At 44.5% G+C, this 20,767-nt stretch carries 18 protein-coding genes; 2 read left to right on the top strand and 16 right to left on the bottom strand.

The annotated features are described in order from the left end of the window. Positions 1-211 precede the first annotated feature (211 nt). The 4 genes from NSQ91_RS23135 to NSQ91_RS23150 all read right to left on the bottom strand — a co-directional run bounded on the left by NSQ91_RS23135 (position 212) and on the right by NSQ91_RS23150 (position 5,161). Positions 212-1,357, bottom strand: a complete 1,146-nt coding sequence (locus tag NSQ91_RS23135; RefSeq protein WP_076304646.1) for a hypothetical protein — start codon at positions 1,355-1,357, stop codon at positions 212-214. Positions 1,358-1,664: 307 nt separating this feature from the next. Then, the gene (locus tag NSQ91_RS23140) at positions 1,665-3,833 is read right to left on the bottom strand and encodes a serine hydrolase domain-containing protein (protein WP_081387971.1); all 2,169 of its coding nucleotides are present in this window, start codon (positions 3,831-3,833) and stop codon (positions 1,665-1,667) included. A 202-nt stretch (positions 3,834-4,035) separates the two neighbouring features. Then, positions 4,036-4,389, bottom strand: a complete 354-nt coding sequence (locus NSQ91_RS23145) for a VOC family protein (protein ID WP_076186911.1) — start codon at positions 4,387-4,389, stop codon at positions 4,036-4,038. Between the two features lie 160 nt (positions 4,390-4,549). After that, a complete protein-coding gene (locus NSQ91_RS23150; protein ID WP_076130264.1) occupies positions 4,550-5,161 on the bottom strand; it encodes a DedA family protein in 612 nt (203 codons plus the stop codon). An 85-nt stretch (positions 5,162-5,246) separates the two neighbouring features. Here NSQ91_RS23150 and NSQ91_RS23155 point away from each other — a divergent pair, with 85 nt between their 5' ends. Beyond that, positions 5,247-6,692, top strand: coding sequence for a hypothetical protein (locus NSQ91_RS23155; protein WP_340394401.1), 1,446 nt, complete (start codon positions 5,247-5,249; stop codon positions 6,690-6,692). Positions 6,693-6,936: 244 nt separating this feature from the next. Beyond that, the gene (locus NSQ91_RS23160) at positions 6,937-7,149 is read left to right on the top strand and encodes a hypothetical protein (RefSeq protein ID WP_038572647.1); all 213 of its coding nucleotides are present in this window, start codon (positions 6,937-6,939) and stop codon (positions 7,147-7,149) included. 85 nt (positions 7,150-7,234) lie between these two features. Here NSQ91_RS23160 and NSQ91_RS23165 read toward each other — a convergent pair whose 3' ends face one another. From NSQ91_RS23165 to NSQ91_RS23220, 12 genes are all read right to left on the bottom strand, one after another. Beyond that, a complete protein-coding gene (locus NSQ91_RS23165) occupies positions 7,235-7,546 on the bottom strand; it encodes a hypothetical protein (RefSeq protein ID WP_076304685.1) in 312 nt (103 codons plus the stop codon). A 120-nt stretch (positions 7,547-7,666) separates the two neighbouring features. Further along, on the bottom strand, positions 7,667-8,542 hold the full coding sequence (locus NSQ91_RS23170; protein ID WP_036683125.1) for a cysteine ABC transporter substrate-binding protein: 876 nt from the start codon (positions 8,540-8,542) through the stop codon (positions 7,667-7,669). Positions 8,543-8,561: 19 nt separating this feature from the next. Then, positions 8,562-9,317: an amino acid ABC transporter ATP-binding protein gene (locus NSQ91_RS23175; protein ID WP_076134604.1), complete on the bottom strand. Its 756-nt coding sequence runs from the start codon at positions 9,315-9,317 to the stop codon at positions 8,562-8,564. A gap of 22 nt (positions 9,318-9,339) precedes the next feature. After that, positions 9,340-10,017, bottom strand: coding sequence for an amino acid ABC transporter permease (locus NSQ91_RS23180; RefSeq protein WP_076130269.1), 678 nt, complete (start codon positions 10,015-10,017; stop codon positions 9,340-9,342). Continuing rightward, on the bottom strand, positions 9,998-10,663 hold the full coding sequence (locus NSQ91_RS23185; RefSeq protein ID WP_076186917.1) for an amino acid ABC transporter permease: 666 nt from the start codon (positions 10,661-10,663) through the stop codon (positions 9,998-10,000). Before NSQ91_RS23185 ends, NSQ91_RS23180 begins: the two co-directional genes overlap by 20 nt. Before the next feature lie 219 nt (positions 10,664-10,882). Then, positions 10,883-11,998: a glycoside hydrolase family 88 protein gene (locus NSQ91_RS23190; protein WP_076218435.1), complete on the bottom strand. Its 1,116-nt coding sequence runs from the start codon at positions 11,996-11,998 to the stop codon at positions 10,883-10,885. Beyond that, positions 11,988-13,853, bottom strand: coding sequence for a DUF2264 domain-containing protein (locus NSQ91_RS23195; RefSeq protein WP_340920031.1), 1,866 nt, complete (start codon positions 13,851-13,853; stop codon positions 11,988-11,990). The genes NSQ91_RS23190 and NSQ91_RS23195 overlap by 11 nt, the downstream gene beginning before the upstream one ends. Positions 13,854-13,877: 24 nt before the next feature. After that, entirely contained in the window at positions 13,878-15,476 is a 1,599-nt protein-coding gene (locus tag NSQ91_RS23200; RefSeq protein ID WP_076130272.1) for a response regulator transcription factor, read from the bottom strand. After that, positions 15,451-17,250 (bottom strand): cache domain-containing sensor histidine kinase, encoded by a 1,800-nt coding sequence (locus NSQ91_RS23205; RefSeq protein ID WP_076281335.1) that lies wholly within the window; start codon positions 17,248-17,250, stop codon positions 15,451-15,453. The genes NSQ91_RS23200 and NSQ91_RS23205 overlap by 26 nt, the downstream gene beginning before the upstream one ends. A 104-nt stretch (positions 17,251-17,354) precedes the next feature. After that, positions 17,355-18,719 carry an ABC transporter substrate-binding protein gene (locus NSQ91_RS23210; RefSeq protein WP_340920036.1) on the bottom strand — a complete coding sequence of 455 codons (1,365 nt, stop codon included), beginning with the start codon at positions 18,717-18,719 and terminating at the stop codon, positions 17,355-17,357. A 140-nt stretch (positions 18,720-18,859) separates the two neighbouring features. Beyond that, complete coding sequence (locus NSQ91_RS23215) at positions 18,860-19,642, bottom strand: carbohydrate ABC transporter permease (RefSeq protein WP_052097522.1); 783 nt, start codon at positions 19,640-19,642, stop codon at positions 18,860-18,862. 63 nt (positions 19,643-19,705) lie between these two features. After that, on the bottom strand, positions 19,706-20,611 hold the full coding sequence (locus tag NSQ91_RS23220) for a carbohydrate ABC transporter permease (RefSeq protein WP_036683142.1): 906 nt from the start codon (positions 20,609-20,611) through the stop codon (positions 19,706-19,708). Between the last annotated feature and the right edge of the window lie 156 nt (positions 20,612-20,767).

Consider the following 20,767-nt stretch of genomic DNA (forward strand, 5'->3'; position numbering starts at 1 on the left):
TAACGTGTCCCGTTAGCGTAATGCAATCAGTAAAAAAACTTACCCATACCTACGGTTCACCACTTTGGTTGAAGCGGTGAATTTTGGAGCCACTCTTATATCAACCGAGCACTCATTTTCGGCACGTGACAATTTTCCCAATTAGCTTTTATGAACGCCCGATGCATGAGCGAGCGTGTTGTACTTGAGATAATCATCATATTACTGATCGTCACTCTGCTGTGAATTGTTGTGTTGAGTTCACACCCTCCACAACTTGGCCGCTAGACAGATAGTAATCTCTTTGCACTGAACCGTCTGTTTTGGTGCTTTTGACCACAAAGACCTGGCCTACTTCTATCGGCATCAGATAGTTATCGTAAGGAAGATAATTGTCCACCAGTGGAAGGTCTTTGATATCTTCATAGGCGTCCTCCAATCGCCAAAATTCTCGATAGGCGTAATCCTTGAACCCGTTCAAATCCTGCTTACCAAAATAAGATGCTGCATATTCCTTGCCCTGTAAGGAGATGTAATCTACTCTGGATGGCTCAATATCTTTAGCAATCCAACTTAGGTTCTCAGAATAAATGTTATCGCCATAATGCTCCTGTAATTGATTGCCCATACAAGGGATGGATTGGGTCTTATAGTCCATTTCATCAAGCCCGGTATGCGCTGAGCCGTAAATGCCCATAACGCTCTCATTGCCCAACTTCTCAAATTCGCGAATAAAGTTTTCCGTCATCGTGTCTTCCCGATATACGCCGTCTTCTTTGCTGTAAAAAACACGGCCTTGCCTGATCGCTTCCATTGTTAAAGTATACTTCTCCGATTCTCCCAGATCGTTTGCCACAAGATAAGATAAATAGCGGCTCCCGGTAGTTTCATATTGATGCCCGATGTCTGTGCCGTGGAAAATCGTCTCCGGACACTCGCTCTTTATTTTTTTGTAGAACTCTTTGACATCAGGGTTGTGACTACGTGTCCGTTCCCAATCATCATAAATCTCCTCTAAAATATCATCATTGTCCGACTGCATCCATAGATTCAAGTATTCGGCGGTAAAATAGGGCAGCTCGACGAATAAGTGTCTCATGCCCTCGTTATGGTAGTATTGAGACCACAATTTATATTCCTTGTCCAATATCTTGGCTACGCCGTGTGCTTCACCGTACAGATAAATGCTGCCTGATGCTTGCGCTACCACAGGTGTCACTATAGTCGGCTGCGCAGATTTACTTGCTGTCTTGCCTGCGGTGGAATTATCGCAGGCAGTAAGGCTACTGACCACAAGTATAACGATCAGGGCAAGCAGCAAAGGGTATACAAGCATCATTTTCGCTTTTGCTACGAAGATGAGATTATGGTCATTCATAAACTAGGATCAACCTTTCATGTACATTTATAAATCCATAATTTGGTATTCCCTAGCTGATGCAAGATTTCCTGCTATCTCATCTTCAATTCTATATAGATTAAGGGAAAATGTGTCCTTTAGCGCAACGAAGGTAGCCGTTCATATAGACCAGCTACCTTCGTTTTAGATTAAGCTATTGTTTCCTATTAGAATGAATCAAGGCACTTTTTATGTATCTTTTTAGTTTATCCAACTTTTCTTAGGGAATCTACTTTCATATAGGCAGGACTATATCTTGACTCGTTATGAAATGCCTACTGCGAAGTTACTGAGTGGTAATCTCGAACTTCGTACCAGCATCTCCGGCGAAAACAATAGATCCTCCCGCGGGCAGTTCGACCTGATCCTTGCCACCGATGACACTGAAGTAGATGCATTTTCCCCTGGCATTATAAACAGCGAAGGAAGTGTTCGGGGACATGCTCACCTTAACGATCTTCCCCCTGTCCTTTTCGCTTATCGCATACCATTGGGCGTATCCGTCAGGCAGAATTGTAACGGTTGACATCTTAGTGAAGTTAAAAGGCTTCACGGCATCCTCGTTCACTAAGAGGATTTCACCCATCTTTAGGTACTCAACGCCGTCTTGTGTAAAGAACGTAAGACCTAAAAGATCTCGCCCGCTCATTCCCGGTATTTGCAATTCGGAGATGGCCGTATTCGGGCCGGTTATTCGCTTATCAAACACGTATCCAGGCAACTGTTTCGACACATTCAAGTTGATGGTTACCGATGTCAAATAAGAAATCGACGTATACTTCCCATTCAGCAGATAATACTTCTTGCCGTCGCGCTGCATCCATGCTTTTTTTGTCTTTGTCGAAAGATCTTGAGGCTGGAGCTTTTCCGCGTTGTACTCTGACAGAGCCGTCTGCCCAAGAGCTGGCACCGAAACGTATTGACGAATCCATAAGTAAGTGCGGCCATTCTTATTCGTCACAAAGCTGATCATCACTTTCCCATCCGCACTCTTAAACGTGCCGTCCGCAGAATACTCGTAGATCTGTACCGGGTTATCAGATGGCTGCTCCGAAGTAATGGACATGACGCCGCCTTCGTTAATATCGATGTTAAACGTTCCTATATACGTACCATAGATTCCCGAATACTGCAGCATGGATTCTGGCATATCTGCCTTTACCGGCACGCCGTAAGACTTCTCAGGCTTGATTTCAGCAATTATACCTTTCTCCTTCAGCGCCTGAAGTAGGATTTCGTTCGCCAAAAGCTGGTCGTACGTGCCGCTCCCACCGGAAGAGACAACAGCTACCGCCATCTCCTGCTCTGGAAGCACAACGAGTGACGCGTGATAGAGAGTGACGTCCCCGCCTTTGGTCAATGCCTTTATTCCGTATTCGCTGAACGGATACAGATTGACGCTGTCCCAGCCTAGACCGTATTCGATTGAGTTGTCCGCATCGTCAGGCCACAAAGGCATCTTGTACTCGTTTTGCGCCATGGCCGCAACCGATCTACCAGATAAGACTTCTTCCGCTTCCCCCGTGAAAATCGTTGAAAATCGAGCCAAATCCTCTGCCGTGGAATAGATACCTCCAGTCCCTATCATGTTAATCGTCTGGTTGGGAAGTTGTCCTATATAGTTATGATAATAGAGTCCCGCCATCTTCGCCGTATCCGGAGAATCGAGCGGCGTCACCGTATTAGCCATACCCAGAGGTTCTGTAATATATCGATGGATATAAGAGGTAAAGTCCATGCCGCTGACCTGCTCGACCAAAATCTCGGCCAGCGTAAATCCGTCATTGCAGTAAACCGAATAAGCGCCCGGGTCTGCTTTCAAGGTCTGCTCGGACAGTTGCTTCAGCAGTGTGTCGTGGGCATAGGTGTCGTTATCTTCGAATAAATCGGCGTTCATCACCGATGATCCGTTCAGACCGGAAGAATGATTCAGCAGCATGCGCGCTGTAATCTGCTTATAGCGTGCATCCTTCATCGTAAACTCGGGGATATAATGGACAACCGGCGTATCAAGATCGATTTTCCCTTGATCGACCAACTGCATAACGGCAACCGTGGTAAACATTTTACTCGTCGAGGCGATCCCATACATCGTGTCTTTCGTGAGCGTCTTCTGTCCCTGCTCATCATTTCTGCCGGATTGGCCAGATACAACAATGTTGCCATGATCAATAAGGGCGTACTGTACACTGTTAGTATCGTAACCTTTCGTAAGGAGATCGGCTTTCTCATTTGCAGCTTTCATGGTTAATTCGTAGGTGAGTCCAGCTTCGTAAGAAGGCGAGTCCACTTCAATCGTTGACACGGTTATCGGAGCAGCACTTGACTCGATCACCTCAGTCGTATTCAGTCCTATTGCTATGTTCTGCGTCTCTGTCGCTTTGTTGTCGTCGCAGGAGGTTAACAGCAGAAGCAGACATAGCACAGCTAGCATTATCCATCGACTTTCCATCATTTGAACTCCCCTTCCGGAGTTTTGGTAGATATAACACTAAATTGGTATATTTATATATTAATGAAAAATTAGTATTTACGCAAAACTGCCCGTTAGTTGAATAAAGACAGCCGATCCACTGACCGGCTGCCTTATGTCATCATTTAGCTATCGCTATTCGATAGTTTAACAATCAAGATTTCTGCACGCCGTGACCACTCTTCTAATGTCTATGCTCAAGGATGTTGATAAGTTTGCCAAACGGGTCGCGGACATAGAATCGCCGAACACCCCAAGGCTCATCAACAAGCCCATATTCTATCGGAAATCCAGCTTTCTTCATGCTTTCAAATGTAGCATCGACATCATCGACTTCAATTGATAGATCAGGCGTAGGCGTTTCTGAGCCACCCTGTGAGGCAAAACTAATCTGAATACTCATCTCCTCGTCTAAACCATAAGTTCTAATCCAACCATGATCCATCATTAAATCAAGACCGAGCACATCCTCGTAAAAGCATTTAGCTGCCGTGAGATCCTTCGTGTTTATATTGGCGACGATTCGTTTGACCTTCATTTCAAACCTCCCAGACATAAGTAGATTATCCTTGAATATAGAATGCATTCAACATATAACAGTTAATTCTAGCCTCGACGTTCCTGACCTTTATTTATCCATATTTAGCTGCGGAGGCTCACCGAGCAGAAAACACCAGAAAACACCCGAAGAACTGGCATTAAGTCTGGTTACGAAATCTCCGTACTAACCACCTCAACACAAGAAGCACCACGATTCCGCAAATGGTATAACTGATTGGGCGAATAAATTGCTCCACGATACCCCAGTTGTCACCTAAGCGGTATCCCAGATAGATCAAAGCTAAGTTCCACGGGATACAGCCGAGTGCTGTAAATGTTATGAATCTCCAAGCTTTCATTCCAGCAACCCCTGCGGGCAGTGAGATAAAAGTACGAATAAAGGGCAACATACGAGTAAAAAATACGGTACTCTCTCCATAACGCTCGAACCAACGCTCCGATTGCTCCAAATGATGCTCATTTAGGAGAATATATTTTCCGTATTTTTCTAATAACCGGCGTCCACCAGCCTTACCAATATAGTAGGCAATGATGGAACCCAGTAGGTTTCCGAATATCCCAGCGACAGCAACTTCCATAAAAGTAAGCGAGCCTTGCGCAATCAGCCAGCCACCGCTGAGCATAATCACTTCACTGGGAATGGGAATACAGGCACTCTCTAGAATCATCCCTAACCATATGCCCCAAATGCCCATAGAATTGACAAGGTGAAGCGCGGATTCAGATATCCACGTAAATAGTTGATGCATGAGTGTTCACTCCGCTTCATAAATTTTACTATTCCTTAAGAAAGTCTCGTTATAATTGAACAAAAAACGGGGGGAAAACAAAATAATGATGAAATTCAATATACACAAATTTTTGTATGGCATATTCGTTATAGCCGCTATCTTGCTGATGTTCCCTAAATTTTCTTACAATGATCCCGATACCTTCTGGCATATAGAGCTAGGACAATATATGATCGAGCACGGACAAGTTCTACATCATGCCATACATACTTTTTACGGAGATAAGCTGCCCTACGTCCCTCATGAATTCGGATTCCAACTGCTCGTTGCCCCGCTTTATGCAGCTTTTGGATGGCCGGGTGTGTATATTTTGACCGCTGTATGCTTGTTCTTTTTAGTGCTCGGATTGCTTCGGCTGGGCAAGGTTTCACGCAAAGAACTGGGACTTCAAGAAGACCATGTTCTCCTGCTCCCTTTTGTGCTGCTAATTTCTTGCTGGATTTATTATAATTATTTCAAAGGCCGTCCACAGATGATCTCTTCGTTTATGATTGTCTGGTTTTTCGTATATTTACGTGAATATCAAATGAGTTCTCAAAAGAAATATGCCGCTGCGATGATTGCTCTTTCTATTGCCATTGCCAATTTCCATGCAGGAGTATGGCTTGTAATTGCTGTATTTACAGGGATGGCTCTGCTTGAATCCTTGATCCAAAAAACGCTGAATGGGCGTAAAATCATAGTCTTCAGTCTCGTCTGGTTCGTTGGCATTCTAAATCCAGGCGGCGTAAAAAGTCTCTTGTTTATTTTGACAGTTACGAAAAAGAACTTTAACCTGCTGATCAATGAATGGCAGCCGATTCGGTTCAATAGCTTGGAGAATTTGCCCATCTTACTATTGCTTTTGTTCTTTGCCTGCACACTTCCTTTTGCACTCCAGCGTAAACCGTTCCGTTTTTTTCTTATGCTTGGGATTCTATACCTCGGTGTATCAAACTTCAAGCAAAACCTGTTTATGTGGCTGTTCATCCCCTATTTTGCGGCTGTATTTTTTGATGCGCTTCCTGAATTCACCAAAACAGGTATTCTAGTCCGACAAAGTACATTACGAGGGTTACTGGCAGTTGGCCTGCTGCTAAACATTGCTTATCTATTCCTTGTACCACCAGTTATTGACGCCAAAAAATATCCTGTCGATGAAATGGACTATATTCTACAGCATACATCTGAAGGTACACGTCCGAAAGTTCTCGCCCACTACGGTTCATCCGGCTATGTCATGTTTCGAGGGGGAGATGTGTTATGTGATGGCAGACAAGATCCCTTCGTGACAAAAGATTCTCTTGGCGTATTGGGTTGGACTGCTTTTGAACGCTCGATGCACGGATTCTCTGAATACCTTCCCGAGATCGTTAATTACGATCAGCCCGATTATGTAATTACGAGCAAAAAGGTCCCCTATAAACTACTCAAGGAATGGACACAAAAATTTGGTCAGCCCGTATTTACAGGGACCTATGGCAGTGTCTTCTCGTTTATCCCAGAGTGATGATCCGGCTCGTTAATTCCTCACTCTGTAGAACGCAAAAAAACGCTGACCTGAGGCAATCTAGCCAATAGTCACCATCCGCAATTAAGTATTCTGATTAATAACATCCGTATGGTAAGGATATACATAATTACGACAAATAAGAAAAATAAGTTAGTAAAATATCAAATCTAGCGTTGATTGTTCCTAAATTGTATAGTATTTTATGGAAGAAAGGTAATTTAAAAGAAGGGAGGAATTAAAAATGGACAAGATGTGTATGGAAATGATGATGAACATGTGTATGGATGATATGATGTCTAAGATGAACTGTATGAAGATGGGCATGGAAAAAATGTCTGAAATGGGCATGATGGATATGAACATGGATATGATGATGAAAAAAATGCAGGACTGCGATGAAATGATGACTATGTGTATGACAATGATGCGCGAAGGAATGCAAATGTCTAAGTAGCCTATAGACCATCGTAAGTTTGGCAGAGCAGACTAACTGCATGCCTTTTTTTATTTTCTATTTATTATTACAATGTGAGCTTAAATTATATCCTGATATATCTACTCTGAATCTTCTTCGATAGATTAATCCGTTCCTGCTTTAACTCCCAGACTTTCTCTTTCCACCGGTACTGCTCTACTGGATCCGCACTTTCCCTCAGCTTATTAAATAAATCCATTAATATTGCATTTATATCGTCGAATTGAATCCACAGCTCTTTCACACTTTGTTCTGTTGTCTCAGCATGAGAAGCCTTACTCAGCTTATTCAAACGGTCTATGATGTCAGCATGCCACTGTCCATCGTTAATTGCTTTTGCGTAGTTTAGAAGATCCAGATAATCATCGACAGACATTTTCACCGACTCCTTATTCTGTGTATACCCAGTATTATACTCGGCATTATAGAAATTGCAATAGTCTATCTGTAGAAAAGGCATCTTCTCAGATGCCCCCGCAATGTTATTCCCAATCCGTTACTGGATTTTCCCGCCTTCAACGACAAGCTCATCAGTATATCCTTCACCGTAAATTTCATTTAAGGTTTCTTTGTAGGCTTGATGGATAAATTGTTCTTTACCAAGGGTATCAAGTTCTGTATTAATCCAGTCCAGCAATTCCTTATTCCCCTTTGCCACTGCTGGAGCTATTGTATCCTGACCCCCGAAAGCAGGAATGCTGACCGTAAATCCAGGATTTGATTTAGCCCAAGCAATGAGTTCTGTATTATCGTTAGCGATTGCCGCCCCCCGACCATCTTTAAGCGCTGCAAAAATCTCGGTGTACTGATCGAATTTGAGCAATTCAATATCCGGATATTCTTTGGTAAAATAGGTTTCCGCTGTCGTACCTTTAGCTACAATGAGCTTTTGCTTGTTCCCTTTTAATTGATCAATGGAAGTGATTGGAGCACTGTCTGGGGATACGATCCCAAAGGACAATTTCATGTACGGATTAGCAAAATCCACTTTTTCTTTTCTTTCCTCGGTGACCGTAAAGTTAGCCATAATGATATCAACCTTACCCGATTCAAGATATGCCACGCGGCTGGCAGCATCAACTAACACAAATTCAACCTTCGATTCATCCCCTAGCAGATCCTTGGCAAAGCGTTTGGCAATATACACATCAAACCCTTGGTTTTTACCCTCAGCGTCCACATAACCAAAAGGTGGTTTGTCTGCAAATACGCCGATCTTAATCTTCCCTTTCTTCTTTAGCTGTTCAATAGAAGTGAATTTAGAAGATGCTGAGTTTCCGTTGTTATCCGAACTATTTCCGCAAGCAGCCAATCCCATCAATAATATACTTACACCTACCAGCATCGTTAGCCATTTCAAACTTTTCTTCATTTCTCTTCCTCTCCTATTTCTATAATTTTTCGTACTGAAATATATCCAGAAAATGCTGGGCACGTTCTGTCGCAGGGTGGGTAAAAAATTGTTGCGGGGCAGCGATCTCACATATCTTGCCTTGATCCATAAACACGATCCGATCCCCAACCGATTTGGCAAACCCCATTTCATGAGTCACGATGATCATCGTCATTCCTTGCTGAGCAAGCCCTAAGATGACATCAAGCACTTCCCGAACCATTTCCGGATCCAAGGATGCTGTCACTTCATCAAATAACATAATCTCCGGATTCATACATAAAGCTCTTACTATAGCTATTCTCTGCTTTTGTCCACCGGAAAGCTGGCGTGGATAGTCCAGTTTACGCTCAAGCAGCCCAACCCGCTCTAAGAGCTGTTCCGCTTGCTGCGTTGCTTCTTTAAGCTCTCTCTTTTGTACTTTCAGAGGGCCTAGAAGAATGTTATCCATAACCGTCATATGCGGGAATAACTCATAATTTTGAAAGACCATTCCGATATGCTGCCTAACTTCACGCCAATCTACAGCAGCCCCCGCGAGGTTCTGCCCACGATATTGTATCGCGCCTTCCTGAACCGGTTCCAAACCGTTAAGACAACGTAGGAACGTACTTTTTCCACAGCCAGAGGGACCGAGAATAACGATTACTTCTCCTTTTTCGACCTGCAATTCAATGCCGTCCAGAACCTTTCGCTCTCCAAAATATTTGTGTAATTGTGTAACCTCCAGCAGGAGTTCTCCGGAATCTGCCATTACAACCGTTCCTTCCTAAGCCTTAATTTTGCCATCTGCTTTCAACTTTTTTCGAAAGTCTGGATAACGGAAAACATACAGAAAAATATAATATAAAGATAAAGCCGTATACCCAGAATGAAGCGGTGGGCGCTTTTATCACGCCGAGTTCAATGATCTGCTGCCCGATCTTTACCACCTCAATCACTCCAATCAGCACCACCAGTGATGTTGTCTTGATCATTCGTGTGGCAAGATTAATCATTCCCGGCAGCATTCTGCGTACAGCCTGCGGGATCAAAATATGCCGATAAAGTTGACTGCTGCTCAGACCTAGCGCCCTGGCAGATTCCACCTGATGTTTTGGCATAGATTGCAAAGCTCCACGAACAAGATCGCCAATTTCCGCAGCTCCCCATAAGCTGAACACCAATATAGAGGTAGCCTCCCCGCTGATATCGATATGAAGTAATGGAGAGAAACTGAAATGTACTACATACAGCCACACTAGAATCGGAATAATTCTAAAGGTCTCCAAATAAAGACGTAATATAAACCTTAATGGCCTCGATCCCAGCGTCCGGAGCAATCCCATAACGATCCCTAATAACGTACCGATTCCAATAGAGAGAAATGAAATTTCAATCGTTACAAGTAAGCCCCCTAATAATCGTTCGAAATTAGAACCTTCAAAAAGCACCTCAATCCCCGAATTCTGCATATCTCACCTTCCTTTCCACCCAAGTCAATAAAAGCGATAAGGGCAGGACTAACACCAAATAGGCGAGTACCAGAAGGAGCAGAGACTCCGCTGTTTTGTAATGCATGCCGATCAAGTCTTTTGCCACATTCATCAAATCCATTAAAGCAATGGCACCTACAATAGAGGTCTCCTTCAGCAGAAAGATCGCATTTGCCCCTAAAGAAGGAATACTTATCGCAAAGGCTTGGGGAAAAATAACATATCTGACCAGCTGCAGCTTAGACAGTCCAATGCTCTGACCTGATTCAATCTGCGATTGGCTAACTGCCTCGAACCCACTTCGAAAAGCCTCCGTCATATAGCTCCCGCCCAAAAATGTCATGCCTACAATCGCACAGGTCATTTCACTAAAGTGAATTCCGATCTTAGGTAAGCCATAGTAAAGAAAAAAGAGCTGCACAAGTAAAGGGGTGTTCCGTGAAAGCTCAATGTAGATCTTAATAACATCACTGACGATTTTGACCTTATAGTACAAGACGATACTGAACAGTAATCCAATAAGGAGTGAGAATACAATAGCTAACAACGCTAGCTTCACTGTCAGCCACATCGCCTCACCATAAAGCGGCAAACTCTCGTAGATAAACTCCCAGTCTAAATTCATATCTGAGTAACCCGATCCCCTTTTCTTAATTTCTAATAATTATCAAAATCTTACATTAAACCTTACGCGTGGTGATATGATTTTATTCATACTATTCCAAGTAAATAACTACGTTTTAAAACTCTTGTATAATAGTCCACACAAAAAAAACCGCTAAGAGATTAGTCTTAGCAGTTTCCTTCTTCTATAGGATAAACCTTGCCCCACCCTAACATCCCACTACCAATAGCCTCGGATGCCGGTCTGCAAGCGGATCAGCGCTTCCATATAATAATAATCTCCCCAAATCATATGACCATCAGGCACACGTCCACCTCTCACATGATAAGAACCATGCTTTAGAAGTCCCTCTGCTTCCCGATTTCCAGATGTCGCATAATCTTCCACTAGGGATTTCATACTACGGTGTAAAGCAACTTCATAAATGGCCCGGTCCGGATCGTCTACGCCTAGGTGATCGAGCAGTTCCAAAAGACCGGCTGCCGCAATCGCCGAAGCCGAGCTGTCGCGAGGGGTCTCCGCTCCCACTGGCACATCGAAATCCCAATAAGCCACACTATCCTCCGGTAGATGGCTGATAAAATAATCCGCTAGGCTCTTAGAAGTCTTAAGAAAATCCTCATTCTGCGTATAGCGATACGCCAGAGCAAAACCGTATATTCCCCAAGCTTGACCACGTGTCCAGGTCGATCCGTCCTCATAACCTTGATGTGTTCCTCCACGAATTGCATTTCCGGTAGCCGGATCAAAATAAAAAGTATGGTAAGAGGAGGCATCCCCACGCACAAGAAATTTCCGGCTCTTAAACGCATGTTCGAGCGCTATTTCATAATAGCGCTTATCTCCTGTTTCCTCAGCTGCCCAGAATAATAGAGGTAAATTCATCAAGCAGTCAATAATGATACGTCCCGCATTCTCCGGGTCACTCTCCAGTCCCCAGGCCTGAAGAATCCCTGCTGGTTCACGCCAGCGCTTGCACAGCGTGTCCGCAGCTTGCAGACCGACAGCTCGCGCCGCTTCGCTGCCCGTTATTTTCCACTCCGCTACTGCGGTCAGTGTATACAAGAAACCAATGTCATGATGGTCCAGGGCGATGTGCTGATCCAGACGATGCTTGAAGTCCCCTAACCAAGAGGCTGCCGCCTCCTTATAGCATGAATCCTTACTATATTCATAAGCAAGCCACATCATCCCAACATAGAAACCCTCTATCCAGTCGTCGTTGTCTCCCCATTCGTACTGTTGCCCCTCAGCGATATGAGGCAGTTTGCCCGGATGGTTAGCCATATTGCTCCCAACTTTGTGAATCGCATCCTCAATAGCCTTATTCCACATCTTTGTTTCTCCCTTCCCTTAAATCAACAGTATGCAAAAGTGTATCGTTACTAGGTTCGTATACAGCAACCCTTCCGTCCGAGTGCCATTGAATAAGCGGCGGTGAAGCAAGACTTGCCTGGTTCTCCGGAGTATTCGTCGCTCCGAAGACAGCAGATATCAATACTTGATCTCCCGGTTCCAGTCTGGAGCACAAGCTCGGAAGAAGTGTCCGCGGCTTCAGCAGATTGGTATTTGGCTCGGGATATACGCACTCTCCCCGATCAAAGCCGCTTAGCCTATGTATGGCACTGATTCCCAAGGGCAGCTGCACCGAAACAGCAGTGTTCGATACCTTAATGATTTCCCGTTCACTGTGCGAGAAGCCAGCTGACTGGCCAATGGCAAATCCACCCTCCGCTACATCCAGCCGCCGTGCAGTATGAATGCTGTGAACACGAACATGCCATAGACCTGCCGGAATAATCCATGTCTCCACATGTACATCACTCCAGGGATGCCAGCGGGAATATACATAGCTGTCCCCGATTTCCCAGGTCTCGCAGAATCTGCGTACCCGATAGTGTTCATCACATTCGCATAGTGCGAGTGTAGAATCGTAAGCGCCTTGAACCAACCCGTAACCCGCTTTCGGGACACTAAAGCCAAACAGAGTGGAATATGCAAATTTAGAATATTTGGCTGCACTATGGGCCATATCAAAGTTAGCCATCTGGCCAGAGGTATAGGCAATAACCTGCCTGTTTCCTTCCGGACGACTCACAAGCATTCGCGCCTCTTGGAGAGCCCGTACCTCTTTCAAAATAGGCAACGGCTCTTCCTCCGCCTGCCAAAAAGGATGATCATCTGGCAAGGCAAGAATAAGCATAGCTTTAAAGGCCCAATACGGAGATCCGGGGGCGTTGTAGTTCTCTGTCATGACTAGATTCGGATAAGCATATCCGATGCTAAGCAGTCCGTCTAATCCCATAATAGGTTGTTCAAACCACCAACGAAAATGGCGCATAATGATTCCTTTAAGAACGCCATATGAAAAAGGAACCATATCTGCATACACCAGCGCACTCCAGAATGAAACCTGTGCAAAACGATAGGTCAGGCTACGACCAAAAGGAAGTGCGCTTCCGTCCTCAGCGAACCAATAAATGAAATCCTCGGCAAATCGTGCGGATCTTTCCCGATAAACAGCAGCTCTCTGAGGATCATCATCCGCCATCAGCTTAGCGTATATCAGCGTATAATAATGCATAGCAAAAGCAATATAATAGTCCCTCTGATCGGTCAATCCATCGGAATACCAACCGTCACCAAGATAGTAATTATCGATCTGCGCTAGATAATCATCCATTATGCTCTGATCATAAGGTAATCCGACTTTCTTGAAGCCCACATTTACAAGAACCGTGAACATCAGCCAGTTATTCGGATTGGAACGATCCACATGATTAATCTGATTTAGCCAGTTATATACATTTATTTTCTGCGTGTCACTCAGCGGCTCCCACATTTTATGTGGTGCAAGAGCAAGCCCCAGTCCCAACACGGCCTGCTCTACCATACGCTGATCTTTGGTAGTAAATTGCCCCCAATATTCTTCATGCTCCGGGTCTGTTCCGTTGATGATCCCTTCCAGAAACATCGGCCAGAGTGCACTTTCCCCTCCACCGCTGGCATGGGGAACAAGGCCCCATAGAGGACGGGCGAAAGCTTCCATAAGCGCTGTAGCTTCATTGTATATCGATCCTGTAGCGCCCATATTAATTCCTGCACAACCAGAGGTAAATCTGCGCTCCAGTGGAGTATATAGTTCATTTAGGAACATCTGTAATTCATTTTTAGTGCCCTTTATTCCCACAGCAATGTTTCCTCCTGTCCACACTCAATGCCAAGTGGCATATTCACTAGGCCTCATGCCCATTTCCCGTTTAAACAGCTTGATGAAATAACTTTTGTTGGCATATCCCAGATACTCGGAGATCTCTTCCACTGTCTTTTCAGATTGGTTAAGCAGCTCCTTTGCCTTCTGAAGCTTTAGCATATTTACATATTCGATGAAGTTCTGGTTTGTTTCCCGTTTGAATAAGCGGCTGAAATAACTGGCATTTAAGTTAAGGCGGCCTGCCATGTCCTCCAGCGTTATTTTCTCCGTCACATGACTAATCACGAACTGCTGGGCTTTGATGACCTCACTCCGTTTAGACTTGATGGAGAACATACTTATTTTCCGCGCTAATTCCTCCAAGTACTGCACCAGCCATTGTTCCAAATGCTCCAGAGTTTCAATGTCACCAACCACGCTAAATAGCTTTTCTTCGGTTATAGGCAATGGAGATTGCAGAAGCTGTTTCGTCTTCATCTGCAAGTCCATCAGCAAGCGAAGCACACATTCCTTGACTTCATTCGGATGGAATTTTTGCGAGGCCACCCATTCCCTCCATTCCTTTACATGAACGCGAAGCTCCGTGTTCCTGTTCAAGGCAATATCATCATTGATAACAGCGTACAAGGTTCCATATTCAGCATAAATATCTTCTCCGGAAAAGCAGACTTCTTCAAAACGGTGGATTCCCGCCGCAGGGAGATAAAAGCGCTGTATTTTCTCCCTCAGCATCCGCTGCAATGTTCCGCGAATTTCCTCAGGACTGCGCGCCTCAGCGCCAAATAAGCAAGAGACAGAGAGTTTAAGATATTTTTGAACCGCAGAGGCTGCATTTTGAATGGAGTGATAGATAGCCTGGTGATCTTTGGAAGGCTGGTCGCTGCAAAAAAGAATGACAATCTCCTTATGGCTGTATCTCGAAATAAACAGACTGTGATCAGCCTCAAGCACTTCCTGCATAATATTCTCAACCGCAAAAGAAATCGTATATTCACTCATCCGGCGCACCCTTGAAGCTTCCTCTGGACGATCAATTACAATAACCAGCGGGATATAGTTTTTGGCATGGATCATAATTCCGTTTGATCGGGCCTGCTCGATCCAAGCCCCCTTATCCCAGGATTGATACAAGGTATCTTTTAGAAACTTTTCCTTCAGCGCGGCGCGATTTTGAGACTGCTTTTGCTTATAAACCAGCATCTCTGTATGCTGCTGCCTATTCAGTCCCACTTCCGCCACAAGGGTGCTAATCGCTTGCTGTAACTGCTCAATATCCAGTGATTCTTTTAAAATATATTCTCCTACGTTTAATTTCAGCGCTTGCTGGGCGTATTTGAATTCGTTGTGGCAGGAGAGAATAATCGCACGGATTCCGGGCTGCACAGCTCTGAATAGCTCCAGCATCTCCAGCCCGTTCATCTTGGGCATGCCAATATCGGTAATAATAAGATCTGGTGGACTCTGCTGTGCTTTTTCCCAAGCCTCGAGACCGCTATAATAACATCCGATGAGTTCAATACCGAGCTCACTCCAAGGTACGGCCTGCGACAAATAACGGATAACCGGATAGTCATCATCCACCAATATTGCCGTCAGCATTCTCCACACCCACCTTTCCGTAATCCAGAGGAAACTCCAGACAAATCTCTGTGCCCACATCAGGTTCACTTTGAATATTCAGCTTAAAAGAAGCGCCATAAATCATACTGAGGCGTTGGGCCACATTGCGTAAACCTATGCCGGAGAACCCTTTTCTGTCCTCCTCTGTAATTTGTTCGCTGCTGTATGCGGTTTCACGAAGTCTTGTTAAAGTTTCCGGCGACATCCCGATCCCATTATCCTTAATGGTGATAACCAAGCTTCCCGTAGTTGCAACAATACGAGCTTCAATAAAAATCTCGCCACCAAACTGCTCGAAGCCATGGATGATGGCATTCTCGATCATGGGTTGAATCATAAATCGAGGCACCAGTGCTTCAGCGCTACCGTCCGCTAAATTCATTTCCAGCCTGACCTGATTGGCATGGCGGAAATTCATTAAAGTGACATAATGCGATATCGTATCTGTCTCCTCACGAAGCGGGATAAACTCATTGTCTCTGTTAAAGGTCATCCGGAGCAAAGACGACAGCGAACCAATCAACTCAGCATTCTCCCGATCGCCTTGCATCAGGATATTTAAGCGAATCGAATTCAGCAGATTAAACATAAAATGTGGATTGATCTGCGCTTGCAGCATCTCTAGTTCGGCTTTTCTTTTTCCCGTCTGTTCATAAGTGATTTGTTCAATCATAGACTCGATCCGATCCAGCATCTGGTCAATGGTGCGGGCGAGCTGTGCTGCCTCATTATTCCCTCGAATGAACGAACGTTCATCCAACTGACCACGACCTATTCGCTTTACAAAAGCGCTTAATTTTACGATTGGCTGAGTCAGCTTTGAGATTAGAACGGTTAAGAGAACGGAAAACAAGGTAAAGAAAAGAATCTGCACCGCCAGGCTGATAAATAAAATCTGCTTATTTTTCGACAAGGCTGCCTTCAGCGGGATAATGCTGACCATCCGCCATTTGTTACTGCTCAGCTCCTGATCAACATATAAAAACTTCTCTCCGTCGATTTCCACAGTGTCAAGCTCGCCATCCATTTTCAACCACGTCATCGTCTCTCCGATTCGGGTCTTGTCAGCATGGGAAACTACAGTTCCCTTGTCATCCAAAAGCATCATCTCTTTATCATTATCGTTATTTAGATAAGGACGGAGCTTACGCTCATTGATATTAATAATTAAATATCCGATGGTACTGCTGGAGGTCGATTGAATCGGCCTCGCAATGGTTACCCAATCAGCTGAGCCTTTATCAGAATAATTGTAGTACGTATCGTGCTCCGCTCTCCAATAAGTCGAAATGGGTTGAATTTGTTTCAGCAACGATGTCCAATTTTTGTTGTAGAAATTTTTCGGGTTAAAGTCACTGTAAGGATAGCTGGTATAAATCAAACCATTTTTTCCGATTAACGTCACCTTCAAATATTCTGTTAAAACAAACATATCATCCAGCATCCGCGACATACGGTTATACTGAATGATCTGCTTTGGTGCACGGAGCGACTCTGAATCGGCAGACATCATCTGCCTGATCTCGCTGTTCTGGAGCACAAAGTTGGACTGTTCCAGTGTCTGTTCAAATATGGCATTCATATTGGCGCTGGCTGCATTTAAAGATTCTCTTGCGCTACCAACCGCTTTCTCCAGAATGAGATCCCGGGTCAAATAATCTGTAACCATGTAAATGCAGACAAGCGGGATCAGCACGCAGATCAGCGATGACCAGACAAGTTTCTTACGGAGGGATTGATGCTTTCTAAACACGGATTACAGGCCCCACATCTGTTTGAATTTGGAGCAGGAGGCAGAAATGCTTTCCTGCCCCCACATTATAAGCCCCCTTTGAAAAGCGTACAATCAGCCTCCGCTTACTTTCCGCTATTGTTCTGAACAACTTCCGTTATTTTTTTATCGATATTGGCAACTGTGACATCCAGATCCTGTTGGCCAAGGAGATACATCTCCGCTTCTGGAATAACGTTGTTCTTAGCTTCATCCGCATATTTAGCCGGAACCTGCGTTGCACCAGGTGTCGAGTTCTCCATCGTATATTTCAGAGAATCTACATCAATCTTAGAGGAATCCTTAGAACCACTCACAATTGTATCCACTAATTTATTCGTATCCGATTTGGCCCAGCCAGAGAAAACGCGTCCACCGATTTCCAGTCCTTCTGAGGTATACCAGCGCACAAAGGTATAGGCAGCCTCCTTATGCTTGGATTTAGCGGCTATTCCCATGTAGGTCGGCTGTACGGGTGAGTAATGTTTGCTCTCACTGTCAAGACGGGGGATCGGCGCAAACGCGGTAACAAAGGTTGCCGGAATGGCATCCGTTCCACCCGATTCCGCAACCATCCAGTCGCCCATCGGAAGCATCGCTGCTAAACCGTTAAAATACTGATTCCGGTAGGCTAGTTTTTGCGAAATAATATCCTCATAAGGAGTGGCACTCTTATCTTCGTACATCATTTTCTTCATCATCTGCAGATTAGCCTTAAATTGCGGGTCAAGTGCATTGGAGGTTCCATCAGCTTTTAGAAAAGTATTATCCGTAGACTTGCTCATCAGCTGGAGCTGGAAATAATCCGGCCAATTATGCAAATACGCACCAAAACGTTTCGTTGCGCCCTCACCCTTGGTCAATTTCTTGGCATACTCTTCGAAATCCGCCCATGTCCAGTCGGTCGGAACCGGAAGGCCCGCCTCATCTAACATTTCTTTGTTAAGGAGCACGAACCAGCGCTGCATGGAAGACGGTAATGCATAGATTTTGCCATTGACCGTAGTGTCCACCAGATATTCATCTGCGAGTTTATAACCTTCCTTCTGAATATAGTCATCCATCGGTTCCAACAAACCGATATCTGCACGCTGTGAATAGTTGGTATAAGGCAGTTCGACAATATCCAGCGGATCGCTCGCAGCCGCCATCAAATCCAGCTTCTGCATTGAGGCAACCGAATCACCTTTTTCATTCAGCAAATCTACTTCCACATGAATATCGGGATGCGTCTTCTCAAACTCCGCGATAATCGTGCTCCATTTCGCTTTGGCTTCTGTCTGCCAGGTGCTCAGCTTCAGGGTAACCTTCTCTGCTGCAGGCTCTGAATTTCCACCAGCATCGGGTGCATTAGTCGCTCCTGCATTATTGGTTTTCGCATTTCCGCCGCAAGCGGCCAATGATAACGCCATCGATGTGATGATGAATGCAGATAATAATTTCTTTTTCATATAGACCCTCCTATAAATGTGTTGGGCATTACTCGCTTAATAACCAGTGACTATGTAACTGCTTACAAGAACATCCTAACATGCAGGATTGACGAGGAAAGTTCTCATATTCTACCGAAGAGAAACTATTTTGACTTTTATTATCCTTTCACACCTCCGAGGGCAATTCCCTCAATAACCTGCTTCTGTCCGAGTGCAAAAATGATCAGCAACGGCAGGATTGCAGATACCGCACCAGCCATCATGAGTGAATAGACATCCCCGTATTGGTCGCCGAACAACCGGATCCCCAGCTGAATCGTAAACAGCTCCTTGGATTTCAAAAAAATGAGTGGATATTGATAGTCGTTCCAGGTCCAAATAAAGCGCAAAATAGCATAAGTAGCTACAGCGGGACGGATCAGCGGAAAGGCAATCTGTAGAAAAGAGCGAAAATGCCCTGCTCCATCCATCCGCGCCGATTCAAGATACTCGTTGTTTACCCCCATAAAAAATTGCTTGAGCATAAACGCTCCAATAATACTAAAGCTGTTAATCAGGATTAATCCCAAATGTGTGTCAATCAAATTCAGCCAGTTAAACAGTAGAAACTGTGGAACCAACGATGCCTGCGGAGGAACCATATAAAGTGCCAATACAACTATAAACATCGCATCCCTGCCCGGAAAACGCAGCTTGGAGAACCCATAAGCAGCAAGTGCGCATATTAGCACATTAATTATAGTCGTAGCCAGCGTAATATAAATGGAATTTCCATAATAGCGAGCAAAGTCACCCGACCACACCTGTTTATAATTTTCAATGAGGTTCCACTGCTGTGGCAACCATTGAATCGGAAAGTTAAACACATCTTTCTCCAGCTTAAAGGAAGTGGATAACATCCATAGGAACGGTAAAAGAAATGCGATACCTAGCAGTCCCATGGCAATGGTCCAGAAGGTTCTGGATAAAAGCTCTTTTTTCACTGTAATTTCTCCTTTCCGCCTTTAATAGTTGACCCATTTTTTTTGCGCCAACATCTGCAAGGCTGTAATGATCAGGCAAATAAGGAACAGAACGAGTGCCATGCTAGAGGCGTAACCCGTCTTCAGCTGATTGAAGGCTGTATCATATAACTCGTAGACGATAACGGTCGTGGAGTTAGCCGGTCCACCCTGGGTCAATACTTGTATCAGATCAAAGATTTTAAATGAGCCGATAACCCCTGTTACCAGCAGGAAAAAGGTAGTTGGCGAAATGCAGGGAACCGTGATGTTGCGGAATTTGCGCCAGACGTTGGCACCATCAATATCAGCCGCTTCATAAAGATCCTTAGGAATACTCTGTAAACCTGCAATAAAAATAATAATGTTGTAACCGAGCTGAATCCAGACTTGAATCAACATCAGCGACGGCAGAGCATAATGGATATCCGCTAACCATTTGGGTGGGTTGTTCCACCCCAGTGACATCAGGAATTGATTGACGGGTCCCAGTGAAGGGTGAAACATAACCTGCCAAACCATAGCGATGGCAACTACACTGGAAATGTACGGAAGGAAATAAATCACTTTAAACAAATCCTTCAGAAAAACCTGTTTATCAATCAGGATAGCCAGCAGCAGGGCAACGATGATCGTAACCGGTACTGTGATAATAAAGAGCAAATTGTTCAGCAAGCTTTTCATAAAAGCATCATCATGAAACAGTCTGATGAAATTATCTACGCCCGCGAACTTAATCCCCCCTAACCCAGCCACAAAGTTCCAGTCCGTGAAGCTTAACAGCAGTGAGCCCAGCACCGGGATCAACGTCAAGATGATCAGCCCAAGCATAAGCGGAGCAACGAATAGATATCCCGCCATCGCTTCGCGTGTGTCCATGTTAAGATGAAACCTTTTTTTGCGTATCATAGTTCTCCTCCTTTACTTATCCATAATTGTAGAAAAAGTAAGCAGTCTTCATAAGAACTAGAATTGTTCATTTTGGAACGAATTTTACCGATCCTTTAGTTATGAATTCTTTTGCACAACGCAAAAAAAGCGCGAGCCAAGCTCCCGCAGTAAACA

It is taken from the genome of Paenibacillus sp. FSL R7-0048, assembly GCF_038004505.1.
Taxonomy (GTDB): Bacteria; Bacillota; Bacilli; order Paenibacillales; family Paenibacillaceae; genus Paenibacillus_AQ; species Paenibacillus_AQ odorifer.